Origin of the sequence: Corynebacterium sp. CCUG 69979 (assembly GCF_024454095.1) — a bacterium.
GTDB classification, from domain to species: domain Bacteria; phylum Actinomycetota; class Actinomycetes; order Mycobacteriales; family Mycobacteriaceae; genus Corynebacterium; species Corynebacterium genitalium.
The window spans coordinates 1-21,444 of record NZ_JAGPZA010000017.1 but is presented as its reverse complement, the minus strand read 5'-3'; the positions used below and the strand labels follow the sequence as shown (position 1 = coordinate 21,444).

Genomic DNA, 21,444 nt, shown 5'->3' with positions numbered 1-21,444 from the left:
TATCATGCCTGACGGTAGTGTTATAACCGTGATTGATCTGAAGTTTCTGCGTGAAAATCCCGATGTCGTCCGTGCCTCCCAGCACGCCCGCGGTGAGGATCCGGGGCTAGTAGACGCCCTCCTGGCGGCGGATGAGAAGCGTCGCGGAGCGATCGCTACGGCAGATTCCTTGCGGGCGGAGCAGAAAGCCTTTGGCAAGAAGATCGGCCAGGCCTCGCCGGAGGAACGGCCCGCGTTGCTGGAGGGCTCCAACGAGCTGAAGACGAAGGTCAAAGAGGCCGAGGAGGTGCAGAAGACGGCGGAGGAGAACGTCGTCAAGCTGCAATACGCCATCTCCAACGTCATCGAGGGCGCTCCCGCGGGCGGCGAAGAGGACTTCGAGGTGCTCGAGCATGTCGGCGAGCTGCCGGAGTTCGACTTTGAGGTGCAGGACCACCTGGATCTGGGCGAAGCCCTGGGGATCATCGACATGAAGCGCGGCACCAAGGTCGGCGGCGCCCGCTTCTACTACCTCGTCGGCGACGGCGCGTGGATGCAACTCGGCATGCTCATGCTGGCTGCGCAGAAAGCGCGCGAGGCCGGTTTCAAGGTCATGGTGCCGCCGGTACTGGTCCGCCCGGAGATCATGGCGGGCACCGGCTTCCTCGACGCCCATGACGAGGAGATTTATTACCTCGAGCGCGATGACCTCTACCTCGTGGGCACCTCTGAGGTCGCTCTGGCCGGCTACCACCGCGACGAGATCATCGATCTGTCCGATGGGCCGTTGCTGTACGCGGGGTGGTCGAGCTGTTTCCGTCGTGAAGCGGGCTCCTACGGCAAGGACACCAAGGGAATTTTGCGCGTCCACCAGTTCGACAAACTGGAGATGTTCGTTTACTGCAAGCCCGAGGACGCCGAGGAGATGCACCAGAAGCTGCTGGGACTCGAGCGCGAAATGCTCGCGGCGGTTGAGGTGCCGTACCGCATTATCGACGTTGCAGCCGGCGACCTCGGTGCTTCCGCCGCCCGCAAGTTCGACACGGAGGCGTGGGTGCCGTCGCAGGACACCTATCGCGAGCTGACGTCGACGTCGAACTGCACCACCTTCCAGGGCCGCCGCCTGAACACGCGCTACCGCGATGAGAGCGGCAAGACCCAGACCGCGGCGACGCTCAACGGCACGCTGGCCACCACGCGCTGGCTCGTGGCCATCCTGGAGAACAATCAGCAGGCAGACGGATCGGTTGTCGTGCCGGAGGCGTTGCGCCCGTGGGTCGGGAAAGAGGTGCTCACGCCATGACGCTTTTCGACGTCGCAAGCAGCGACTTCACCCCACCCGCCCCGCACCCGAAAGAATCCCGCGAGCGGTTTTATCAGGCCATTATCTCCGGTTTCAAAGGGATCATGCGCGCCCAAGGGCTGCGTTTCACCATCTTCGGCGTGGAGAACAACCCGACCGAGTCGGGCGCCCTGTACGTGATCAACCACACGGGGTTCTACGACTTCATCATTGCCGGCATCGGCCCGCACCTGCAGGGCAAGCGGCTGGTGCGCTTCATGGCGAAGAAAGAGGTCTTCGACATGCGCGTCGTCGGGTCCTTGATGCGCGGGATGAAGCATGTGCCGGTGGACCGTGCGGCGGGTGCGGCGTCGATTAGCGAGGCCACAAAGTGGCTTGCTGACGGCGGACTCGTGGGCATCTTCCCGGAGTCGACGATCTCGCGGTCGTTTGAACTCGCCGAGTTCAAGACGGGTGCCGCGCGCATCGCGCACGAAGCTGGGGTGCCCATGATCCCGACAGTGATTTGGGGCTCGCAGCGCATCCTGACCAAGGACCTGAAGAAGAACCTTGGCCGCTCCAAGACACCGGTGTTCGTCTCCTACGGCGAACCCATCTGGGCGACCGGCAACGCGGAGGAAGACACGCGCCGGGTCAAGGACGCAATGCAGGCGCAGCTCGAAGAACTGCGGGAAAAGTACGCCGAGAAGTACGGGCCGTTCGAGGACGGTCTGGACTGGATGCCGGCCTCCCTTGGCGGCAGTGCCCCGACGCTGGAGGAGGCGAACCAGATCCTGGAGCGCGAGCGGGCCGCCAAGAAAGCTGCACGGGAGGCGAGGAAGTGAACGAGCCTGACTACCGCGTTGAGAACGGGATTTTCTACATCCCGGCCGACGTTCCGGTGGTGCCCATCCAGCCCGGTTGGAAGCGCGAGCGGATGTATCAGGCGATCAGGAACACGATGATCCCTCTGCTTCGTGCGCAGGGAGTGAAGATCTTCGTGCATGGCCTGGAGAACGTTCCGGTTGAGGGGCCGGCACTTGTTGCGACGAACCACATCGGCTACTACGACTTCATCGCCGGCGCTTTGCCGGGCATGCTCCGCGGCCGCCGCCCGACGCGCTACATGGCCAAGAAGGAGCTGTTCGACCACTGGTTGCTCGGCCCGGTCTGCCGCTCTGTGCGCCACATCGAAGTCGACCGGTCCCTCGGCGCGGACAGCATCGTCACCGCCGTTGAGCGGCTTGAAGAGGGCGAGGTCGTGGGCATTTTTCCCGACGGCACGCTCTCGCCGTCTTTCGAACTGTCGGACTTCAAGACCGGTGCCGCCCGCATTGCGCAGCAGTCCGGTGCGCCGCTCATCCCCGTCGCCTCTTGGGGCACGCAGCGCTTCTGGACGAAGGGCCGCAAGCCGAACCTGGGCCGTAACCACTACCCGATTGTCATCAACATCGGCCCCGCTATCTCCACTGATGGCACGGCAGAGGAGGTCACGCAGCGGCTCAAAGACGCAACGCAGGAGCTTCTCGACGCCTCCCGCGCCCAGTACAACGACCGTTTCGGACCTTTCCCGCCCGGCCTGGACTGGATGCCGGCCTCCATGGGCGGCTCCGCGCCGACGTTCGAGGAGGCCCGCGTGATCAAGGAGCAGGAGAAGGCCGAGCGCGCCAGGAAGAGGGGCAAGAAGTAGTGGCACCACGGCTCATCGTCAGCGACATTGACGGCACACTGCTGGACAGCAACGGCCGCGTCAGCCCCCGCCTGCGGGATAAGCTGGCGCGCGCAGTCCGCAGCGGAACGCACGTGTGCTTAGCGACGGGCCGCCCCCACCGCTGGCTCACCCCCGTCCTCGACCAGCTACCGTTCACCCCGTTGAGCGTGTGCGCCAACGGTGCCGTGCTGTACGACCCTGCCCGCGATGAAGTCCTGGCGCGCCACGAACTGCAGCCCGACACCCTGCGCGACATTGCCTCCGCGGTGCAGGAGGTCTTCGGGCCGGCTTCGCCCTCTGAGTACGGTTTCGGCGTCGAGCGTGTCGGATCTTCCGCCTTCGACCCCGAGGACGAATGCTTCCTGATCACCCCCGGGTACAGCCCAGACCTGTGGGACATCGGGTACGGCGTGGTCGACGTCGACGAGCTGACCTCGGTGCCCGCCGCGAAGATCCTTGTCCGGCGCGCTGACATGAATTCCGCCGAGCTTTTCGACGTTGTCGCTCCGCTCATCGACCCTGCCGACGCCCACGTCACCTACTCCATGAACGATGGCTTGATCGAGATCTCCGCCCCCGGCATCAATAAAGCCACCGGCGTGTCCACCCTGGCCGCCCACTACGGCGTGCATCAGAAACAGGTGCTCACTTTCGGCGATATGCCCAACGACATTGAGATGCTCGCCTGGGCCGGAATGGGAGTGGCGATGGCAGATGCGGCCCCGATCGTTCACGATGCCGCTGACTTTGTCACCACCTCGAATGATGACTTCGGGGTGGCCCGGGTGCTGGAGCGGTGGTTCTAGCTCGCTGCAGTCCGGCCAGCCCGACCCGCCCGCCCGCTCGCTGGCGCTTGCCTTGCTGGGCCCTGCCTTGCTGGCCTGGAATACTACTCGAGCATATAAGCTTTACTGCACGCTTTTGACCTGGTGTTTTCTACGAGCAGTATTCCGGAAACTGCCCAGTAGTATTCCAGCGCCGCTAGGCACCTCTCCGGTACATGGAGTACTTCCTGTTCTCTTCTGCGCGCACGATCTGTGCAACTCTGTTGGCGAAGATGCCTTCCATGACTGATGTCCAATCTCCCCGCACGATCGGGAAGCCCTCGGCTTGAATGCCGTTCTCTCGCGTCTTCTCCCGGGTAATCACCTTTCGTGGATCCCCGTATATGCCGGAGTATTTTGCTGCCCCGTCCACCTCTGCGACGAGGAATCCGTTGATTAAGAAGTCCACCCGTGAGAGGCATAGTTCCCCATAATCGCCTCGGTAGGCGATCTCTGCCTGTGGTTCGAGCGTGACCACTTCGGGAAGCTGCAGCAACCGATCGCGCGCGACGGTTTCAAGGGGACTTTCGCTGGTGTCGGCGGAATATTCAATGAGTTCACGCAGGTCCTTGGCCCCCTTTGCGCGGGGAAGAGTTTCACACGACTCCAGAAGAAGGGCCTGTGTGAACCTGTCAGGCCACTTGTTCCGCAAAGATTCCAAGGCTACGAGGCATTCGAGACGTCCGTGGTAGCGCAGTGTATCGAGGAGCATTCTCACTGGCCTCACTACTGCAACCCCGTTGATCTCTCGGATCTCGTGGGGCTTGAGGATGGCACTGCGGTACACAAGCTGCCCTTTCATTTTGGCCCGGGGTTTCGCACCATTGCGGAGGAGGACATCTGTCTTCCTCACCCAAGTCAGAGTGTTCACACCCATAAGGCGCGCAGCCGCAGGACCTGTGACTACCGCTGACCTACAGTGCCGGATTGATTCCCGTATCAGTTCGAGTTCTGCCTGCTTGTCCATGATCCCCCCGGGGTTTCCTGTGTCCATCATGAACCAGCTGGACCTGGCAGCGCAGCATCACCGTGCGCACTGCAGTGAGCATTCAGGCCTTAGAATACTGCTCGAGGTTATAAGCAAGAATGCATCCTTTTGACCTGCAGCTTCGCATGAGCAGTATTCCGGAAAACCGCGAGCAGTATTCCGACGCCGCTAGGCACCGGCGCGACCCCCAAGCCCATAAGGTTTAATAGCCCCCATGTACATCGCTGCCATCGACCAGGGGACGACGTCGACACGCTGCTACATCACCACCACCGATGGTGAGGTGGCGGGGACGGCGCAGTTCGAGCATGAGCAGATCATGCCGCGTGAGGGCTGGGTGGAGCACGATCCGCGGGAGATTTGGCGCAATACTCGTCGCGCGCTGTCCGAGGCGCTTGTCGACGCTGACTTGGAGCTCGAAGACATCAGCGCCGTCGGCCTGACGAACCAGCGGGAAACAGCCGTGGTCTGGGACAAAGCCACAGGCAGGCCCGTCTACAACGCGATTGTCTGGCAAGATACCCGTACCGAGCGTGTCGGGGAGGGAGAGAAGGACCGCTACCTGCGGAAGACGGGCCTGTTGGCCAACTCGTATCCGGCGGGTCCGAAGTGGGCGTGGATCCTGGATAACGTCGAGGGTGCTCGGGAGCGGGCGGAGAAGGGGGAGTTGTTGGCGGGAACCGTCGATACGTGGCTGATCTGGAATCTCACCGGCGGCGCGCGCGGGAAGCGCTCGGTCTTCGGCCGTGGCGGTGCCCAGCATGTGACCGATGTGACGAATGCATCGCGCACGCTGCTCATGGATCTGGAGACCCTCGACTGGGACGACTCGCTCTGTGAAGAGATCGGTGTCCCGCGCAAGATCCTGCCGGAGATCAGGCCGAGCTTCGGTTCTTTCGGCACCATGCGCCGACGCAAGGGCAGCCGCGACGTGCCGATCACGGGTGTGCTCGGCGACCAGCAGGCCGCGTTGTTCGGCCAGGGCTGCCTCGAGCAGGGCGACGCGAAGATGACCTACGGTACCGGCCTGTTCATGCTGCTCAACACCGGTGAGGAGCCGCAGTTTTCGGATCACGGCCTGCTGACCACCGTCGCCTACCAGCAGGACGGCAAGAAGCCGGTCTATGCGCTGGAGGGGTCAGTTGCGGTTGGCGGCTCACTGATCCAGTGGCTGCGCGACCAGATGGGCATCCTGTCTTCCGCCGCCGAGTCGGAGACGCTCGCCAGCCAGGTCGGCGATTCCGCGGGCGTGGTGATCGTTCCGGCGTTTTCCGGCTTGTTCGCCCCGCGGTGGCGCCCGGACGCGCGCGGCGTGATCACCGGCATCACCCGCTACATCGACCGCCGCCACATTGCGCGCGCCGCCCTCGACGCGACCTGCCTGCAAACGCTCGAGGTGGTCAACGCGATGGAGAAAGATTCCGGCATCAGCATCGACGCATTGCGTGTCGACGGCGGCATGACCGCCAACGACCTGCTCATGCAAATGCAAGCCGACATGCTCAATTCCACGGTGGTCCGCCCAGACAACATGGAGACGACAGTCATGGGCGCAGCCAGTGCAGCGGGTTTTGGCGCTGGGCTTATCGACGACCCCTTGAGCCTCGGCGGGGACACCACCTGGGAAAACGAAATGGCCGGCCCCGACCGGGACCGGCTCGTTTCGCAATGGGAGGAAGCGGTTTCCCGCTCCCTGGACTTGGCGCCTTAGCGGTTAGCGCTCGTCGATAGTGACGTCCAGCTTGTTGGTCTGCACGTTGTAGGTGATCTTGCCGCGTTCGAAGTCGACGCGGACGTCACCGCCGGAGGCTGCTTCGTCGCTCTTGACGGGCTTGCCCAGCGGGCCGAGGTCCATGCCCTGCTTGAGCCAGGCGTCGGCGATCTTCTCGGGCATGACCACGCTGCTGCCGTCGGAGGAGAGCGCCTCGACGCCGTTTTCGAAGAAGGCGTACTCGTCGCCGCCGACACCCTTGACCACTCCGTCGAGCTGGCCGAGGATCGGATCGACCTTGCGCCAGGTGTCCTGAATATCCTCGCTGCCGGACATCTCGACGATCTTGCCAATGTGCGGGCGCAGGCTGGACAGCGTCATGCCCGGCAGGACCTCAATGTTGGCCACATTCGAGACTTCCTCCGGAATCAGGTCTTTGCCTGCGATGAAGAGGAGCACAGCGCCGGCGACAGAGCCCACGGCCGCGGCGATTGCTGCCGGGTCACCACTGAGGATGTCCTCGAAGGAGATGTCGCTGGACAGGTTGGCCGCGTTGTTGATGTTGGTCTCCGTACCGTTCGAGTCCTTGACCGTGCCGGAGTTGCCGGTGTTTCCGTTGTTGCCGTTGCTCGGCTTCGGCGCGGGCTTCGGTGCCGGTGCTGCACCGCCGCCCTTGATCTCGTTGTACTTGGTCTTCGCCTGGCTGCGGACAGTACCCAGCTGGGAGTAGAGCATGTCGCCCGGGCAGTCGTTGTAGTGGAAGTCGCGGTGGGCGTTGATGGCCGGGAAGTTCGCGCCGGAGCCCTTCGGGAACTTGGTGCCGCGGAAGGAGTAATCGGAGCGCAGGTAGACGGTGCCGGTCGGGTCGAAGTTCGAGCTTGCGGCCTTCCAACCGATGATGTCGCCCATGGCCTTGAGCGCTTGCGGGGTCGGGGCTGTCTTGGAGTAGTCGCCCATCATGGACACACCCCAGGTGTTGGAGTTGAAGCCGCCGACGTGCGCGCCCTGCGGGCCGCGGTCCAGGCCGCCTGCGCGGCCCTCGTAGATGTTGCCGTACTTGTCCACCACGGCGTTGTAGCCCAGATCCTGCCAGCCCAGGCCCTGGTGGTAGGCCTGCATCGAGCGCATGATGCCCGGTGCCTGAGCTGCGGTGTAGTTGTTGGAGCCAGCAGTGTGGTGCACCGTGACGGCCTTGGTCGGCTCGGTGTAGCTCGTGCCGGTGGCGTTCTTCGCACCCCAGGAGGCGCGGGTGATCACCTTGGGCATACCGTTACTGTTGTACTGGGCCGGGGCGATCGCACCATCGACAGTGCCCTCGCCGCCGTCGATGAAGACGGCCTCGAGGTCGCTGGCGGTGGTCACCGGAGCAGCCTCGGCCGGAGCCTCGGCGGGGTCTTCATCGCCGTGCTCTTCGGCGCCTTCTTCGCTGAGCTCCTCGATGTCCGCCACCGGTGCGATGTCACCGTAGTTGGTCGGCAGCGCCGGTGCGTCGCCCATGACAGCGGGGGAGTCGGCGTCGGGCACGTCGGGGAGGTCGACCGGGTCAGAGTCGGGAAGCGCATCGTCAGGAAGCGGAACGTCAGGAATGTCGTCCTGGTCGGTGACTTCGGTTCCGCCAATGTTCAGGTCGCCGTTCTCGATGAGGTCCACGTTGGCCGTGGAGACCTGCACCTTCTTGGTCGGCTCGACGTAGATCGGCTCGGTGCCCTGGTGGGTGGCGTCCTCAGGGGTGGACAGCAGGTCCATCGGGTACCACTCGGACCAGGAGCCGTCGGCACGCTCGGCGCGGACGAAGGCGACAATGTCGCGGTCGCCTTCCCACTGTAGGCCGAACACGGAGAACTCCTCGTCGCGGGTGAACTCCTTGACTGTGCGGGCGGCGTCGCCTTCTGCGCCCTGCGTTGCGACGGCTGGGTCGTCGACGACGACATTCTCAGCGTCGGAAAGCGATGCCTGCGAGGTGGTCACCTCGATCTGTGCACCGGCGGCATCCTGGGTCTTGAGAATCTCGTTCCCGCCGTAAACACCAGCGGCAACAAGGGCTACGGAGGTGACGGCGGCGATGACCGGCGTCTTCCTGCGGGAAGACGGGTTCAAACGTGTACGTGCTTTCACGGTGATCGCTCCTGAGTTAATTGTGACAGCTGTGACTAATCTAGATCACAACGAAGTTTAAGTGACTCGTGTGACAACTGGTGACATTGTGAATTTTCGGCGTGTCGCGTCTGTCCCTGCCGTGGCGCTCCGACCCCACTACGCTGGAACGCATGACTTATGACCTCATCGTCGTCGGATCCGGATTCTTCGGCCTCACTATCGCCGAACAGGCAGCGTCTGAGCTGGGAAAGCGTGTGTTAGTCGTCGAAAAGCGTGAACATATCGGCGGCAACGCCTACAGCGAGCCGGAACCGGAAACCGGCATTGAGGTGCACAAATACGGTGCTCACCTGTTCCACACCTCCAACGACCGCGTATGGGAGTACGTCAACCGTTTCACCGATTTCACGGATTACCAGCACCGCGTCTTCGCCATGCACGACGGCACTGCGTACCAGTTCCCCATGGGTTTGGGTCTGATCAACCAGTTCTTCGGGCGCTACTACAGCCCGGATGAAGCGCGCGAACTCATCGAGGAGCAGCGCGAAGGGCTCGACCCCGCAGCCGCGACGAACCTGGAAGAGCGCGGTATTGCGCTCATCGGCAAGCCGCTTTACGACGCATTTGTCAAGCACTACACCGCCAAACAGTGGCAAACCGACCCCACCGATTTGCCGCCGGAGATCATCTCCCGCCTACCCGTGCGCTACACCTTCAACAACCGCTACTTCAACGACAAGTACGAGGGCCTGCCCGTCGACGGTTACGCCGCCTGGCTTGAAAACATGGCGTCGTCCGACCTCATTGACGTGCAGCTGAACACCGACTGGTTTGATGTCCGCGAGCAGGTCCGCGCCGAGTCCCCGGACGCGCCGGTCGTCTACACGGGACCTTTGGACCGCTACTTCGACTACGCCGAAGGCCGTCTCGGCTGGCGCACCCTCGACTTCGAGCAGGAAGTGCTGGAAACGGGCGACTTCCAGGGCACCCCGGTGATGAACTACAACGACGCCGATGTCCCCTACACCCGCATCCACGAGTTCCGCCACTTCCACCCGGAGCGGTCCTCCTACCCGGAGGACCGGACGGTGATTGTGAAGGAGTACTCCCGCTTCGCAGAGGACGACGACGAGGTGTACTACCCGATCAACACGCCCGATGACCGCGCCAAGCTCGAAGCTTATCGACGTCTCGCTGCCGCCGAATCCCGCGACAACAAGGTCCTCTTCGGTGGCCGCCTAGGCACGTACCAGTACCTGGACATGCACATGGCGATCGGAGCGGCCCTGTCCGTCTTCGACAACCACGTTCGCCCGTACTTCGAGGACGGCAAGGCGATCGACCAGCCGCGCGGGCACTAGCAGATAGCGTCCAGAAGCACGGTTGGCACGATCATGACCCCTCAGTGAACGCCAATTTCTACTAACTGTCCTGCTATCGGGGCAGCCACTTGAGGGTATTGCGGCGAGCCGTACACACGGGTGTGGGGCAATACGCAGGGCCGTAGGGCGCGGCTAAGGTGTCGAAGCGCCGCCCATTGGCTGCTGTGAGTTGAGGGCATCACCAGGGTTGTCGTAAAAGGTGCCCTGGTCCACGTTTGGCTTTTCTTCCTGGTCCGCGAACTCGTTGGCTGCTAGCGACAGGGCGGTCCCGAAAAGGAAGATAATCGCGAACGCAACTAGCAGGCCGATAATCGGCATGACACTGAATATAAGACCAGCGAAAAGGCCGTTGGCCTGTACTTGTTTGCGGACAATCCCAAGCGCTGCAAGTACGAATATGGCGGTGGCGATGTTGGCGGTGGTGAACATGACCTCTCGTCCTTTGCCCGGCGGTGACCGGGCTCTTGCATTTGGTTCGTCGCACCGCCCCGATGGACGAGCTATTAGTGCAAAACGCTACCGTCTGACTCGAAGCAGCGAGCGACAACTGGTTCAGGGTACGTCACTACCGTATCGCGGGCTTGGCTTATTCGCGCGGCCGTCAAGATTGCTTTACGTTAATAGTCCCCCAGGGCTTTTGGCGGCAGCAATGCCATCCGCCTGGCGCTCGCATGATTCTGTGCTCAAGTGGCGCGAGGGGGCCTGGGGCACATAGCATGAACCGATTTGTTGGCTAGCGGTTTGAGCAAGAGAGCGATCTTGTTGACAAGCCGCAGCGCTGTTAGGCGTTAGGAGGGGTGTTTGCGACAAGGCGAAGGCCTAGCCGAGTAGAGATGCTCAGCGTCAGGCCTTCGGACGCGGCGGAAACCGGGATTATCCCCAACGTCCCAGGACGGCTAGCAGTTCAACAGCGTCCGACAATGTGCTCGAATTCGCCAGGTGCACGGATGCTTGAGGTCGGCGGGTTTATAACTCGGGGGTGTCGGTTTCTTTCTGGAGATGGTCGTTATGTGTTTCGTGCTCGGTCACTGACGCGTCTTGAAACTCTGACAAGAACGATTGGAGTGCTAGTCGCTCCGGGGCTGTGATCTGCTCGGGCGCCGGACGGTTAGCTGGGTCAGTGATTGAGGTGCCGTTGAGTTCTGCTTTGCGTTTGACGTAATCCACTGCGCCAATCGACTCGTTATGCAACCTCATGTCGAGCTCCTGGACCTTGACACTGCGCACAAGTTCACTTGGGGTGGTGCCTTCGACTTCCTCGGCATACGCCTTGGTCGGGTTCAGCCGCAGTGACCAACCAACCTCCCGCCCTAATTCGGCGTAGCGCGAGGCTCGTTGCTGGCGCTCTTGCTGGGCTGCCGCCGATTGGTCAATCTTAGACAACGTGTCTTCCAATAGGTCTCGCCGTGCAGTAATTTCTCGTAACCGGTCCGCGTGAAGAAATGTGGCTTCGTCTTCGGGGGATGCGAGCTGGCTGGCCTTGATACGGGTCTTTGTGAGTTGCTCGTCGACTGTATCTACCAGATGAGGCAGGTTTTTCACGAAGTTTTCGACACGCCTCATCGCGCCATACTCGCCAGAATTAGGGGGGCCGTCAAAGGTGGGTAGGCCGAGATCACTGGTGGAAATAGAGAGTCTTTGTGCCAGGGCTTCGGTTGGAACTTTCAGGTTGGCCGGAGTGATCGACGCCGATGAGTTCAAAGGTGTGTAGGTAGCCTGGAACTCGATTCCGGCGATGCTGACAAGCGGAACTTGCGTGGTTGAGTCGTGAGAGGCCAGCACATCCCGCAAGGTAGAGACCATTTTGCCGGTGGCCTCGGCGCGGTCGCTTGTTGGAGGTTGGCCAGGTAGGGTCCACGATTTGTCCTCGCTTTCCGACCACGTGTGCGCCTGTTCAACTAGCGGGCCTGCTTGGTCTAGGAACCGCTCGAACTTGTTGATCACGGTTTCGTAGTGGTGGCGGGTGAGCTCGGTAGATTCCCGCGAAGCTTTCCACTCTTCATAGCGGCCCGCTAGGTCGTCCACCTCTCTATTGAGGGCCATCAAATCAAAGTACCGCGGGTCGCCTGTTGCGGCGGCACGGTTCTGGGCGGCGATTTCCTCACTGGATGATTCCAACGGGTCCATCGAGCGCATGGTGCGATCCGCATTGAGGAATTGGTTGATTGTTTGCAGTTTGCGCAGGATGGTCTGCCAGCGCACCGCGTCAGTGGAGCCTCGTGCGATGTAGTTGCAGATCTCGACCTCGGGGTTCTGGTTGCCTTGGCGGATGATGCGGCCTTCGCGTTGTTCGAGGTCGGCTGGTCGCCAGGGAACGTCGACGTGGTGGAGCGCGACAGCCCGGGTCTGGATGTTTGCGCCGGTTCCTAATTTGGGAGTCGAGCCGATGATTACGTCGACCTGTCCGTTGCGGCAACGCTCGAAGAGTGAATCGCGGGAATCGTTGTGGTCATGGATGAACTCGATGCGGCCTGGGTCCATTCCGCGCTCGGCGCAAGCGGCGCGAATCTCATCGTAGAGGTTGAAGGAGCCGTCACCTTTGGGCGTCGCTTGATCGAGGAAAACGATCTGCAATCCCCCTCGCTCGGGGGATTCGTTGCCGTGTTTGTCGGTGTAGACGTTGTCTTTCGTCTCGTTCCAAATGCGGGTCAGTTCGTCGGCTACGGCGACGACGCGCGGGGAAAAACCCTCGTAGTCGAGGTTGACAAGGCGCGGGTCCATCGAGACTTTCTGGCCGTCCGACAACTGCTTGAGTGCCAGGTCAATTGCGGCCGGGTTGCCGTCGGGCACAACGGATGCCCAGTCAATGTCTGCGCGATCGGAGATGTCCTGGATGAAATCGCGTTCTTCTTGGCCGAGGTCGAACTCGATGACTCGGTTGTTGTCTCCGGTGGAGCGCGTAGGCAGGGGCACTTCGATTTGTTCTCGGGTGACAACGTCCATGAACGGCTCGACGAGTGTGACGAGGTCGCCGACGTTAATGAACTTGGCCGTGCGGGTTTTCGAGCGCAGGCCAATACCTTGTGGTGGTACTTCGGCCATCGTGATCTGGTCGGTAAAGGTTGCGGCCCAGGCGTTAATGCCGTTGACGTTTGCGCGCGCAAGCAGATCAGGACGGAGATACTGGGCCATAACCCAGATCTCCGCCAGGTTGTTTGCCAGCGGCGTACCCGTGGCAAAGGTGACGACGGGATTGTTGTGGCCGTCGTTTCTTTCGGTGCGCTCCCGCAGCAGTTGCAATTTCAAGTCCAAGTCGGCAGCGCGCACCGAACCAGGGTGGGAAATGTCTTCGATCCGCGAGGAACGGAACCTATTCTTATAGTGGTGGGCTTCATCCACGATGAGGTAATCACAGCGAGTCGATTCAAACTCCATGCCCACATCACGGGGTCGAGCGATCACCTTTTCGATGCGTGCTTCGTGTGCTTTGAGGGTGCGCTGTATCTGCTTGACCGTTGCTGCCTTGCCGTCACTGCTGGTTTGGACGGCCTCGAGATCGGCTTTGAGTTCATTGAGTTGGGTGTTGAGGTATTCCAGTTCGCGTTCTTTCGAGACGGGAATCTTGGTGAAGACCGACTCAGGAACGACAACGAAGTCCCACTCCGCGGATGCGCTTTGTGCAATGAACTGGCGTCGTTCCTCCGGGCTTTTCAGCCCTGCCCCGCTGAGCACCTTGGCACCGGGATACCATTCGTTGGCTTCTTTGGCGATCTGCTCGGCCAGGTGGTTCGGGACGACAAGCCACGGTTGCGAAATTCTGCCGAGCCGCTTCAGCTCGGCGGCGCCCATGAGGAACGTGCCCGTTTTTCCTGCGCCGACTGTGTGGTTGAGCAAGACGGCAGGCTCGTTGATCATGCGCTCAACGGCGGAGAGCTGGTAGGAGTATGGTTTGAAGTTCTCACCGAGCCCAGGAACGTCTGTCGTACGCGGTCGCCACTTGGTGGGGACATAGGAATTGAACCTGTCGTTGTAGGCGTCGACGATGGCGTTCCAGCGTGTCTCGTCAGCGCTAACCCAGCTCGCGAAGTCTTGACGCAGGACTGTTGATCGGCGCTGCGCAAAGTCCGTAGCCTCTTTGTGAACGGTGGGGCTTTCGGGGTATGCGTCCCGCCATTCCTTGGAGTAGTTCACGGTGGGAGACGACACATTGAGCACGGCTTGGAACATGTCAACGGCTGAAAAGACGGTCCCGTCGTTGCGGGTGGTGGCCGCACCCTGGTTGCGGAACTGGTGGGCAATGGGATTTTGGGCTTGGAAGTTGTAGTTGGGGTTCCTATCGACGTTGTAGGCTGCGACAACGCCGTACTTGGCATCGGCAGCGGCGCCGTTGTCCGCCCACCAGTCGCGATCTACCTCAATTGTCCACTGATCGTTGAAATGCTGAAGGTCGAAGCGGTTGTCGGGGATGCCAAACGTGTCGGTGATGAACTGCCGATAAAACGACTGATCAATCCAGGTTGCGCCAGGGCGAATGTCAATGCCCTCAGAGATGCGTTTCGGGAGAACTTCGGTGAGTGCTTCGACATTGGCTTTGAACCGTTCATCGTTTCTGGCGACGTGCATGGCGTCGGCCAGCTTGTCCTTGACTACGCCAGAAAGGTACAACTCCGAACGAATGAACGTATTGGGGTTGGCCGGGTCGCGGAACGCGTGGCCTTCGCTGACCAGAATCTCTTCGACGTCTTCGGCAGTATTGTTGCTCAGCTCCGCGATGAACACCGGGTCAATGACACCGAAACGGTGCAGGCTGACGTTAACTCCGTCTGCGATGCTGTCTACGTGATCGACAACGTGCGGTGGAGGAACGGGATTACCTGTAAAAATGCGGCCCTTGTGGTGTTCTAGCGTGCTCTCGTCAAAGATTTCACTAGCCAGAAGCGTCTGCATGTGCGGGTCTTGACGAAGCGCACCGATGTGGGGTCGTAGTTTCCGATCAGGAGCAATCGGTGCTGCGGACTGCTCGCGCAGCTGGAGTTCGGTATCGAGTGGGGGGTCGACGTTCGCTGGTTCGCCAGTGTCGGCGCGCCATTCGGCTACGAGTTGCCTGTAGCGCGTTTCTTGCTGGGTAGCCGAGGGCGACTTCGGCGGAGCATCTTTGAAGCGGTTCATCGGGCCGTAGGTCGCCAGATAGGCGTCATACTGTGCGTTGAACGTGTCTTGCAGGGCAGTGGGGTCGGCGCCCTGGGCATAGGCATCATAGAGCGAAACTACGGCGTCGCGCATATCCAAGAGTGCAGCCCACTCGGTGGCGTCCACACCTCGGGGCCGTGTGAGATCTACCCACTCGCCAGAATCAAACTTCTGGAAAGAGATAGATCCGTTGTCGCGGGTGTAGCGGATAGTTCCCGGGAGGACTTCTTCTCGATCTTCTGCCGATTCCACGATCTCATCGACGGTGGTTTCTCCGGACAGCATGCGCCCATGCTCGGCCACAGCCACGGCGACGGCGTGGGCCAGGTGAGCTTCAAGGCGCTGTTCCAGGGACTCCCCGTCGCGCGCGGTGACCTTAAGGAAAGGGTTGCCAAAGCGGTCTTGGCCCACGGACGGTGTGCCAAGGATGGCATCAGGGTTGTCGGCGAAGACACCGTTGACCCTTAAGGGGTCGCTGCCGGTGACCTCGAACCGGTCTGTTTCGATGAAGCGCTCGCTCAGAGCGCTTGGCTCCTTCCCTGCTTCCCGCTTGCGGAACACTAGGACATCAGTGCCTACCTCTGTGCCTGCGACGGAGGAGAAAGTGCCTGCGGGTAGACGGGCGGCTGTGACCAAATCGGCGCGAGCGATCATGTCTTGACGTGCTGCCGAGGACAGCGAATCAGCGGTGTAAGAGCTTGTCACCAGTGCGACATACCCGCCAGGCTGAACAAGGTTGATGGACTTAATGATGAAGTGGTTGTGGATCGAGTGTGACTGGGGGTTGTGCTGGGGGTCGAACAGTTGAAAGTCGCCGAAAGGCACGTTTCCAATGGCAGCTGCGAAGCTGTTGTCGCGGGGCTGAAACTTCTCGAACCCAGTGTTGATGATCTGAGCCTCCGGGTAGAGGTGCTGAGCGATCCGTGCTGCGGTGGGGTCGATTTCCACCCCTACGGCATTCGCCGTGTCGGGTGCATGGCCAAGAAAGTTGCCCGTGCCCGAGCCGGGTTCGAGCACGGGGCCAGTTTCGTATCCGGCGGCGCTAAGTGCTCCCCACAGCGGGCGGATCACGTCCTCACCGGTGAAAAATGCCGTGAGCGTGGACTCTTCCATGCGGCGGTATTGCTCGTCAGTTGTCGCCGCGGCAAGGCGCTCCCGCAGGTCTGCAAACGAGGTGTCTTGGCGATTGAATACAGCTGACGCCGCGCCCCACGACGAGTAGCGAGCAAGCACGTGCTGTTCTTCGGTAGTGGCGAAGCGATTCTCGCGTTCTAACGTGTTCAGCGTCTCTAGAGCCGCGATGTTGGCCTCAGCGCGAGCGCGCGGTGTGCGTGGCATCGCCAGACGCATCCCAGGGTCGAAGGCGGCAGCCGCACGGTCTGATTGATGCTCGCTATTTGATGGAGCGGAGGTGTCGTTGTCGCCGCTGCCCTGCGGTTGATCCGGTATGGTCTCCCAGGATTGGCCGGTATCGGGTTGGAATGTTGGAGATGTGGCCGACTGCTGCGGTGTGGATCGTGGAATCTCACCGGAAGAATCGGCGAGAATTTCGAACAGCTGCATCTGATTGTCGTTTCGCTTCTGCTTGCGTTTCTTGGCCACGAGAATCTCCTAAACCGGTGCGATCGGTACAAAATCTAACGACTATCTTACGAAAAACTTTGGATTATCTTAGGTTGTGGAGACAATGCTGAATCGGAGCGCTGCAGGAAAGAAATATGGCTCCACGGCGAATCGTAGAGCCGTACCGTCGTGTGAGTGAATAGCTACCAGCCGTCTTCCCCAGCCTCGACCTTACGGTCGATCAGAGCCCGGATCGGCTCGTTGTACCACTCCTCCAAGATCTCCTCTTCCGCCAAGCGCATAGCTTGGGCATGGCAGCGGCCAATGATCTCGCCCGGTATGAGGGACGTGCCATTCTCTTTGCGCCACTGCGCGGTCAACCGAAAGTAGTGGTCGTCGCAGCGCTCGCAGGCTGCTTCGTTTGCGTCTTCAAAGGCGGCATGAATCGTGTCATTGTCTGTAGGCCGGCCAAGTTCCTCGTGTGCCGCTCGAATTGTCTCTCGGGAAATCATTGGTGCACCCTTCTCGTGTCGTGGTTTTAGCTATAAGTATGGCAGGCGGTGCCGTGGAGCGGTAGGTGGCAGGATGCACCGCACGCACTTTACGTCTGTTGGCCGAAGGTCTGTATCGACTTGGCGCTAAGGAATGCCTGAGCTGCGAGAGCTGCTGTCTTCTCGTCCAGGGAAGCTATCGTCCACATTTGTTCGATCTCGGATCGGGGCGGGCCAACTGGGACGATCACGATGTCGGGACGCTCAATCCCGGTAAGGCCGGAGGGCCTGTAGGGCCTCGCGGTCAGTGGTGAAACAACCAGTCAGCGTCACAAACGTCGTAACCTAGTCGCGAAAATCTGTAATGACTGCCCGGTAGGCCTACTGTGCGCTCGGTTTGCCGCCGGTGCCGGGCTTCGAGGGGTGTCGGCGGTGGTGCTTCGCCCGGCCGGCATCGGATCAAGCGTTGAACTTGGGGGCAACACGCCGGCTCCCTTAAGGAGTGGGTGGATGGGTGCAGCGCAGATGCGCGCCGAACATAAATAAATAATATTTAACGGTTTAGCTCAGAAAAGCGCGGGTTACGTGCTTGTTCTCTGAGCTTGACTGTTGTCGAAAAGCGACCAACACTTAGAGCAGTTAATCTGCCATATAGTAATCGGGGCAGAAAATACCAAGGAGAGGGGCAATGGACATTAAGAAGCAAGTTAAGGTCGCATTGGCGGTGGCGGTGTCGTCCTCGCTGGTCATTCCAGGATACGTTCTAGCGGCGGAGAAGCCCGCCCAGCCGGGAACGGTGCGTCCGGCAGACAAGGCAGCCGCTCAGCCAGGCACCGATAAGCAAGCGCGGACAGAGAAGAAAAACGCCGAAAGCAAAGAGCCTGCGTCTCAGGCGGGGACAGAAAAAGCACCGCAAAAACCTGCTAAAGACGGCGCGGCCCCTAAGCCCTCGGCAGCAGCGAAGCCGTCCGCAGCTGCAAAGCCTGAAACGCCTGCGGCACAGCCATCTGCCGAGAAGACGCCGTCGACACCGAGTGTGCGGGCGCAAGAGCCAAGCGCCCCTGCGCCGGCACCTAACTACTCCAATGTGACGGATCAGGGCGCTGTGCCGAAGGTGCGGGCCGAAGATGCGAACGCAGCTGCACCGGCGCAGCCCGCTGCCGAGAAGAAGCCGTCGACGCCGAGTGTGCGCGCGCAAGAGCCAAGCGCCCCTGCACCGGCACCTAACTACTCTAACGCGTCGAATAAGGACACCGCACCGAATGCTGCGCAGGAGGCGACGCCGCCCGCAGAGTCCGCTGGTGGCCAGACGCTGGCAGAGCAGGCGTCCGAGACGACTGGCTCGCAGACGGTGCGTGAGTCGGCACGGGGTATCGAGCAGGAGGACGAAGCCCAGCCGGTGCGCACGACCCAGGCCGACGAGAAGGCGCGCTTTGAGGTGGCCTCGGCGGTAGAGACAGATGGCGATGTGCGCCAGGACGCCACCCGGGAAGAAGCCGCTATCACCCGTGAGGAGGAAAAGTCCGACCTCGCTCCCGCGCAGGTGCCGGATGATGGTCCTGACGGAGACGACGAGGACACCCCGGAGCCGATCAACAATGCATTGGATCAGACCATCAGTGCAGGAGCATCTGTTGAGGGGGAGCACGGCAACGCTGAGGTGGAGTTTGATGCTTCTCCAGAAGCCACGACTTTCAGCGCGAATGCAGCTGATACGACCGTGAATGCCACGGTCGATCATGTCGAAAAGCAGGTCACTGTTGAAGCAGGCGACACCGAATTCCAGGTGCAGGCACCTGCCGCAGTCGAGGAGATCCTGCCGCCGCAGGTGGCCCAGTCTATCGATCAGGCTGCGCAGCAGGCGCAGGCGGCAGCCAATACGCACCTGGAGTCGCTGCCGAGCGGTGAGCAGGTCAGCGAGACCGCTATCGGTCAGGTAACGACCTGGCTCGATGTGCAGTAGTGGGGTAGAGCACCGATAAGGGGAACTATGAGTTCGTGGTTTGACGACATCGAGCAGCAACCGCCTGCCAGCGCCGAGGACGGGGAGCGGTTTTCGGAAGAGGGAGAAGAACAACCGCCTAAGCGTGCGCCGAAGCGTGCGCGCGGAGGTTCAGTCACCATCGACCGCAACACTGTTGTCCTTGTCGGTGCTTTCGCCCTTGCTGTGGGCATCGTCGTAGCGACACTGTGGTATCTCTCGACCGCTAGCGCGAGCAGTGACGTCGCAGCAGACGGTGGGGAAGACACCACGGCTGCGCAGGCAGCAGAGGGTGAGGAGGAGACCGCTTCTGTGGAAGCGGCCTCGAATCCAGATGAGCAGGTGGCCGTTGCCGGACAGTGCGAGCCGGAAGACAACGAGACCACGTTATCCACCGCTGATACGTCCCTTCGCGGGGTCGTGGCGCAGTGGCAGGAGAAGTATTACGACAGGGACACCAGCCTGACGGACCACCTCACGGAGAGTTCGTGGCTTCGCGATCAGGACTGGGAGCAGATTCTTGCCGAGGGGGCACCAGACGGATCGTCCTGGTGCGCGGTCATGGGGCCGGTGGAAGACGATCACGTCGACGTCGACGTGATGGTGACGTACGCAGATAACTCATCGCAAGTTTTTAAGCAGACCGTGACGGGCACGCAAGACGCAGACGGCACATGGCTCATTGATGACATCGAGATTCGGTGATCTTAGAAAGGAAATGCAATGAAGCGCAAAGTAGTTTCATTCAGCACTATCGCCCTCGTCGTGTGCGCGGGTATGAACCCGGTAGCTGCGCTCGCGCAGACGACGGAGAAGGAAACGACCGAGCAGCAAACAACTGAACAGCAAACGACCGAGCAGCGATCTGGGGACGCTCGCTGTCCTGCGGTCCAGATGATCGCCATTAACGACGTCAATGATTCTGCCTCGGTCAGTCGGACTCAGGCTTCCTGAGCACTGTGGCAGCTCCGGTGCTCGCATCCGCTAACGACGACTCCACCAGCGACGCCGACCTTGACGGTGGCTTTAGCGCCCCGGCTAAGACCTCTACCTCAGCCACGTCGGAACAAGACAGCGACTCGGATTCCGACGTCTGGGGAGACGCAGAAGCTGAAGACGAAGTAACACCCACGGCCAGTGCCAGCGATAAGTGGAAACCGTCTGCGTGGGATGAAGACACCACGACGTCCGCTGCCGCAGACGAACCAGAGGACAAGGAGTCGACGCAGGAGTCCTCAGGTCAGACGTCAACAACCGCCCAGACCTCGGCCACTGCAGCGACGACCACAACGTCTGCGGCGAAAGCTCCGAGCGTGGGTCGGACGATCATTGAAGTGGAGTCCACCGACGATACCCGCGCGTATCTTCCTGGTGTGACCGGCCCGGATACGGTTCCGGCCTACGATGAATCCATCAGCACGGCGATGGCGGACGTCGAAACGGTCCTCGAAGAGATCGACACCACCTGCCCGAACACGAAGGTAGTGCTGCTTGGCGTCGGCCAGGGTGCCCATGCGGCGTCGACCCTTTCTAAGCGCATCGGCGCCGGCGAGGTCTTCCCCGCAGACAAGGTGCTTGGCGTGAGCCTGTTTGCAGACCCGTCTCGCGCCGAGGATCAGCCCGTCGTGGCCAACGGCGCGGATGCGCCTGCCGGCGCTCAGCAAACCTGGGACGCGGAACAAGCCCCGGGTGCAGGCGTGGCCACGGTGCGTGAGGATGTTGAAGCAACCGGTGGCAGTGACTATGGCAGCGTTGCAGATCGTACGGTGTCGTGGTGTGCAGAAGGTGATACGACTTGTGCCTTGCCGGCCGACACTCCGCTTCGCACCGTTGTGGCCAACACTGCTGAGGGCACCGAGGGCAAAGCTCCGGAGCATGTTTTGCGTCACGTCACCGATGTGCTGGCACCAGCGGTGGTGCTCGGATCGGTAGAGACGTTGGCTTCCGACGTGGAGTTTGGTCCTGGCGGGTTCACGTTCAACCGCGCTGCCAGCGCGGACTCGACCTTGATTGGTCGTGTTGCGGCTGAATCAGATCGCCAGGTGCCGCAAGACGAGATGCAAGAGCGCCTGCTCTCGGCAGGCATGCAGATTGGTGGCATGGCGCTGGCCGCTGGTGTGACCGTGGCCAAGGAAGTGGTTCAGCCCCACAACGTGGCGCAAATCGCTACGGCAGCGTCAGTCTCCCCAGCAGCAGGTGTGGGGACCGCTTTAGTCATTGCGGGTGCGGCAGCGGGCGAGTTGGTCTCTGAGCAAACGATGACCACCGGTGCTGCGCGCCTGGCAGATGAGGCCAAGGCGTTCGG

At 61.3% G+C, this 21,444-nt stretch carries 15 protein-coding genes; 10 read left to right on the top strand and 5 right to left on the bottom strand.

Annotated elements, in window-relative coordinates:
• Positions 1–28: 28 nt before the first annotated feature.
• Genes serS through KBX18_RS09480 form a run of 4 tightly spaced genes read left to right on the top strand, consistent with a single transcriptional unit; the run spans position 29 to position 3,778 of the window.
• On the top strand, positions 29–1,282 hold the full coding sequence (gene serS, locus KBX18_RS09495; protein WP_255995811.1) for a serine--tRNA ligase: 1,254 nt from the start codon (positions 29–31) through the stop codon (positions 1,280–1,282).
• Positions 1,279–2,106 carry a 1-acyl-sn-glycerol-3-phosphate acyltransferase gene (locus KBX18_RS09490; protein WP_255995810.1) on the top strand — a complete coding sequence of 276 codons (828 nt, stop codon included), beginning with the start codon at positions 1,279–1,281 and terminating at the stop codon, positions 2,104–2,106. The genes serS and KBX18_RS09490 overlap by 4 nt, the downstream gene beginning before the upstream one ends.
• Positions 2,103–2,951 (top strand): lysophospholipid acyltransferase family protein, encoded by an 849-nt coding sequence (locus KBX18_RS09485; protein ID WP_255995809.1) that lies wholly within the window; start codon positions 2,103–2,105, stop codon positions 2,949–2,951. Before KBX18_RS09490 ends, KBX18_RS09485 begins: the two co-directional genes overlap by 4 nt.
• On the top strand, positions 2,951–3,778 hold the full coding sequence (locus KBX18_RS09480; RefSeq protein WP_255995808.1) for an HAD family hydrolase: 828 nt from the start codon (positions 2,951–2,953) through the stop codon (positions 3,776–3,778). The genes KBX18_RS09485 and KBX18_RS09480 overlap by 1 nt, the downstream gene beginning before the upstream one ends.
• Before the next feature lie 175 nt (positions 3,779–3,953).
• On the opposite strand, the gene KBX18_RS09475 is transcribed toward KBX18_RS09480, so the two are convergent.
• The gene (locus KBX18_RS09475) at positions 3,954–4,793 is read right to left on the bottom strand and encodes a hypothetical protein (RefSeq protein ID WP_255995807.1); all 840 of its coding nucleotides are present in this window, start codon (positions 4,791–4,793) and stop codon (positions 3,954–3,956) included.
• A 205-nt stretch (positions 4,794–4,998) separates the two neighbouring features.
• On the opposite strand from KBX18_RS09475, the gene glpK reads away from it, so the two are divergent.
• Entirely contained in the window at positions 4,999–6,495 is a 1,497-nt protein-coding gene (glpK, locus tag KBX18_RS09470) for a glycerol kinase GlpK (RefSeq protein WP_255995806.1), read from the top strand.
• Between the two features lie 3 nt (positions 6,496–6,498).
• Here the strand turns inward: glpK and KBX18_RS09465 are convergent, their stop codons facing one another.
• Positions 6,499–8,610, bottom strand: a complete 2,112-nt coding sequence (locus KBX18_RS09465) for an N-acetylmuramoyl-L-alanine amidase (RefSeq protein WP_255995804.1) — start codon at positions 8,608–8,610, stop codon at positions 6,499–6,501.
• Positions 8,611–8,762: 152 nt separating this feature from the next.
• Here KBX18_RS09465 and glf point away from each other — a divergent pair, with 152 nt between their 5' ends.
• The gene (glf, locus tag KBX18_RS09460) at positions 8,763–9,953 is read left to right on the top strand and encodes a UDP-galactopyranose mutase (RefSeq protein WP_255995803.1); all 1,191 of its coding nucleotides are present in this window, start codon (positions 8,763–8,765) and stop codon (positions 9,951–9,953) included.
• 153 nt (positions 9,954–10,106) lie between these two features.
• On the opposite strand, the gene KBX18_RS09455 is transcribed toward glf, so the two are convergent.
• The 3 genes from KBX18_RS09455 to KBX18_RS09445 all read right to left on the bottom strand — a co-directional run bounded on the left by KBX18_RS09455 (position 10,107) and on the right by KBX18_RS09445 (position 17,179).
• Entirely contained in the window at positions 10,107–10,403 is a 297-nt protein-coding gene (locus KBX18_RS09455) for a hypothetical protein (RefSeq protein WP_255995802.1), read from the bottom strand.
• A gap of 537 nt (positions 10,404–10,940) precedes the next feature.
• A complete protein-coding gene (locus KBX18_RS11905) occupies positions 10,941–16,706 on the bottom strand; it encodes a DEAD/DEAH box helicase family protein (RefSeq protein WP_255995801.1) in 5,766 nt (1,921 codons plus the stop codon).
• Between the two features lie 164 nt (positions 16,707–16,870).
• The gene (locus KBX18_RS09445) at positions 16,871–17,179 is read right to left on the bottom strand and encodes a hypothetical protein (protein ID WP_255995800.1); all 309 of its coding nucleotides are present in this window, start codon (positions 17,177–17,179) and stop codon (positions 16,871–16,873) included.
• 667 nt (positions 17,180–17,846) lie between these two features.
• Between KBX18_RS09445 and KBX18_RS09440 the strand changes: the two genes are divergently transcribed.
• The 4 genes from KBX18_RS09440 to KBX18_RS09425 all read left to right on the top strand — a co-directional run.
• Complete coding sequence (locus KBX18_RS09440) at positions 17,847–19,121, top strand: hypothetical protein (protein ID WP_255995799.1); 1,275 nt, start codon at positions 17,847–17,849, stop codon at positions 19,119–19,121.
• A gap of 27 nt (positions 19,122–19,148) precedes the next feature.
• A complete protein-coding gene (locus KBX18_RS09435; RefSeq protein WP_255995798.1) occupies positions 19,149–19,844 on the top strand; it encodes a hypothetical protein in 696 nt (231 codons plus the stop codon).
• Between the two features lie 18 nt (positions 19,845–19,862).
• Positions 19,863–20,093: a hypothetical protein gene (locus KBX18_RS09430; protein WP_255995797.1), complete on the top strand. Its 231-nt coding sequence runs from the start codon at positions 19,863–19,865 to the stop codon at positions 20,091–20,093.
• A gap of 5 nt (positions 20,094–20,098) precedes the next feature.
• The coding region (locus tag KBX18_RS09425) for a cutinase family protein (protein WP_255995795.1) at positions 20,099–21,444 on the top strand (1,346 nt) is incomplete at its 3' end.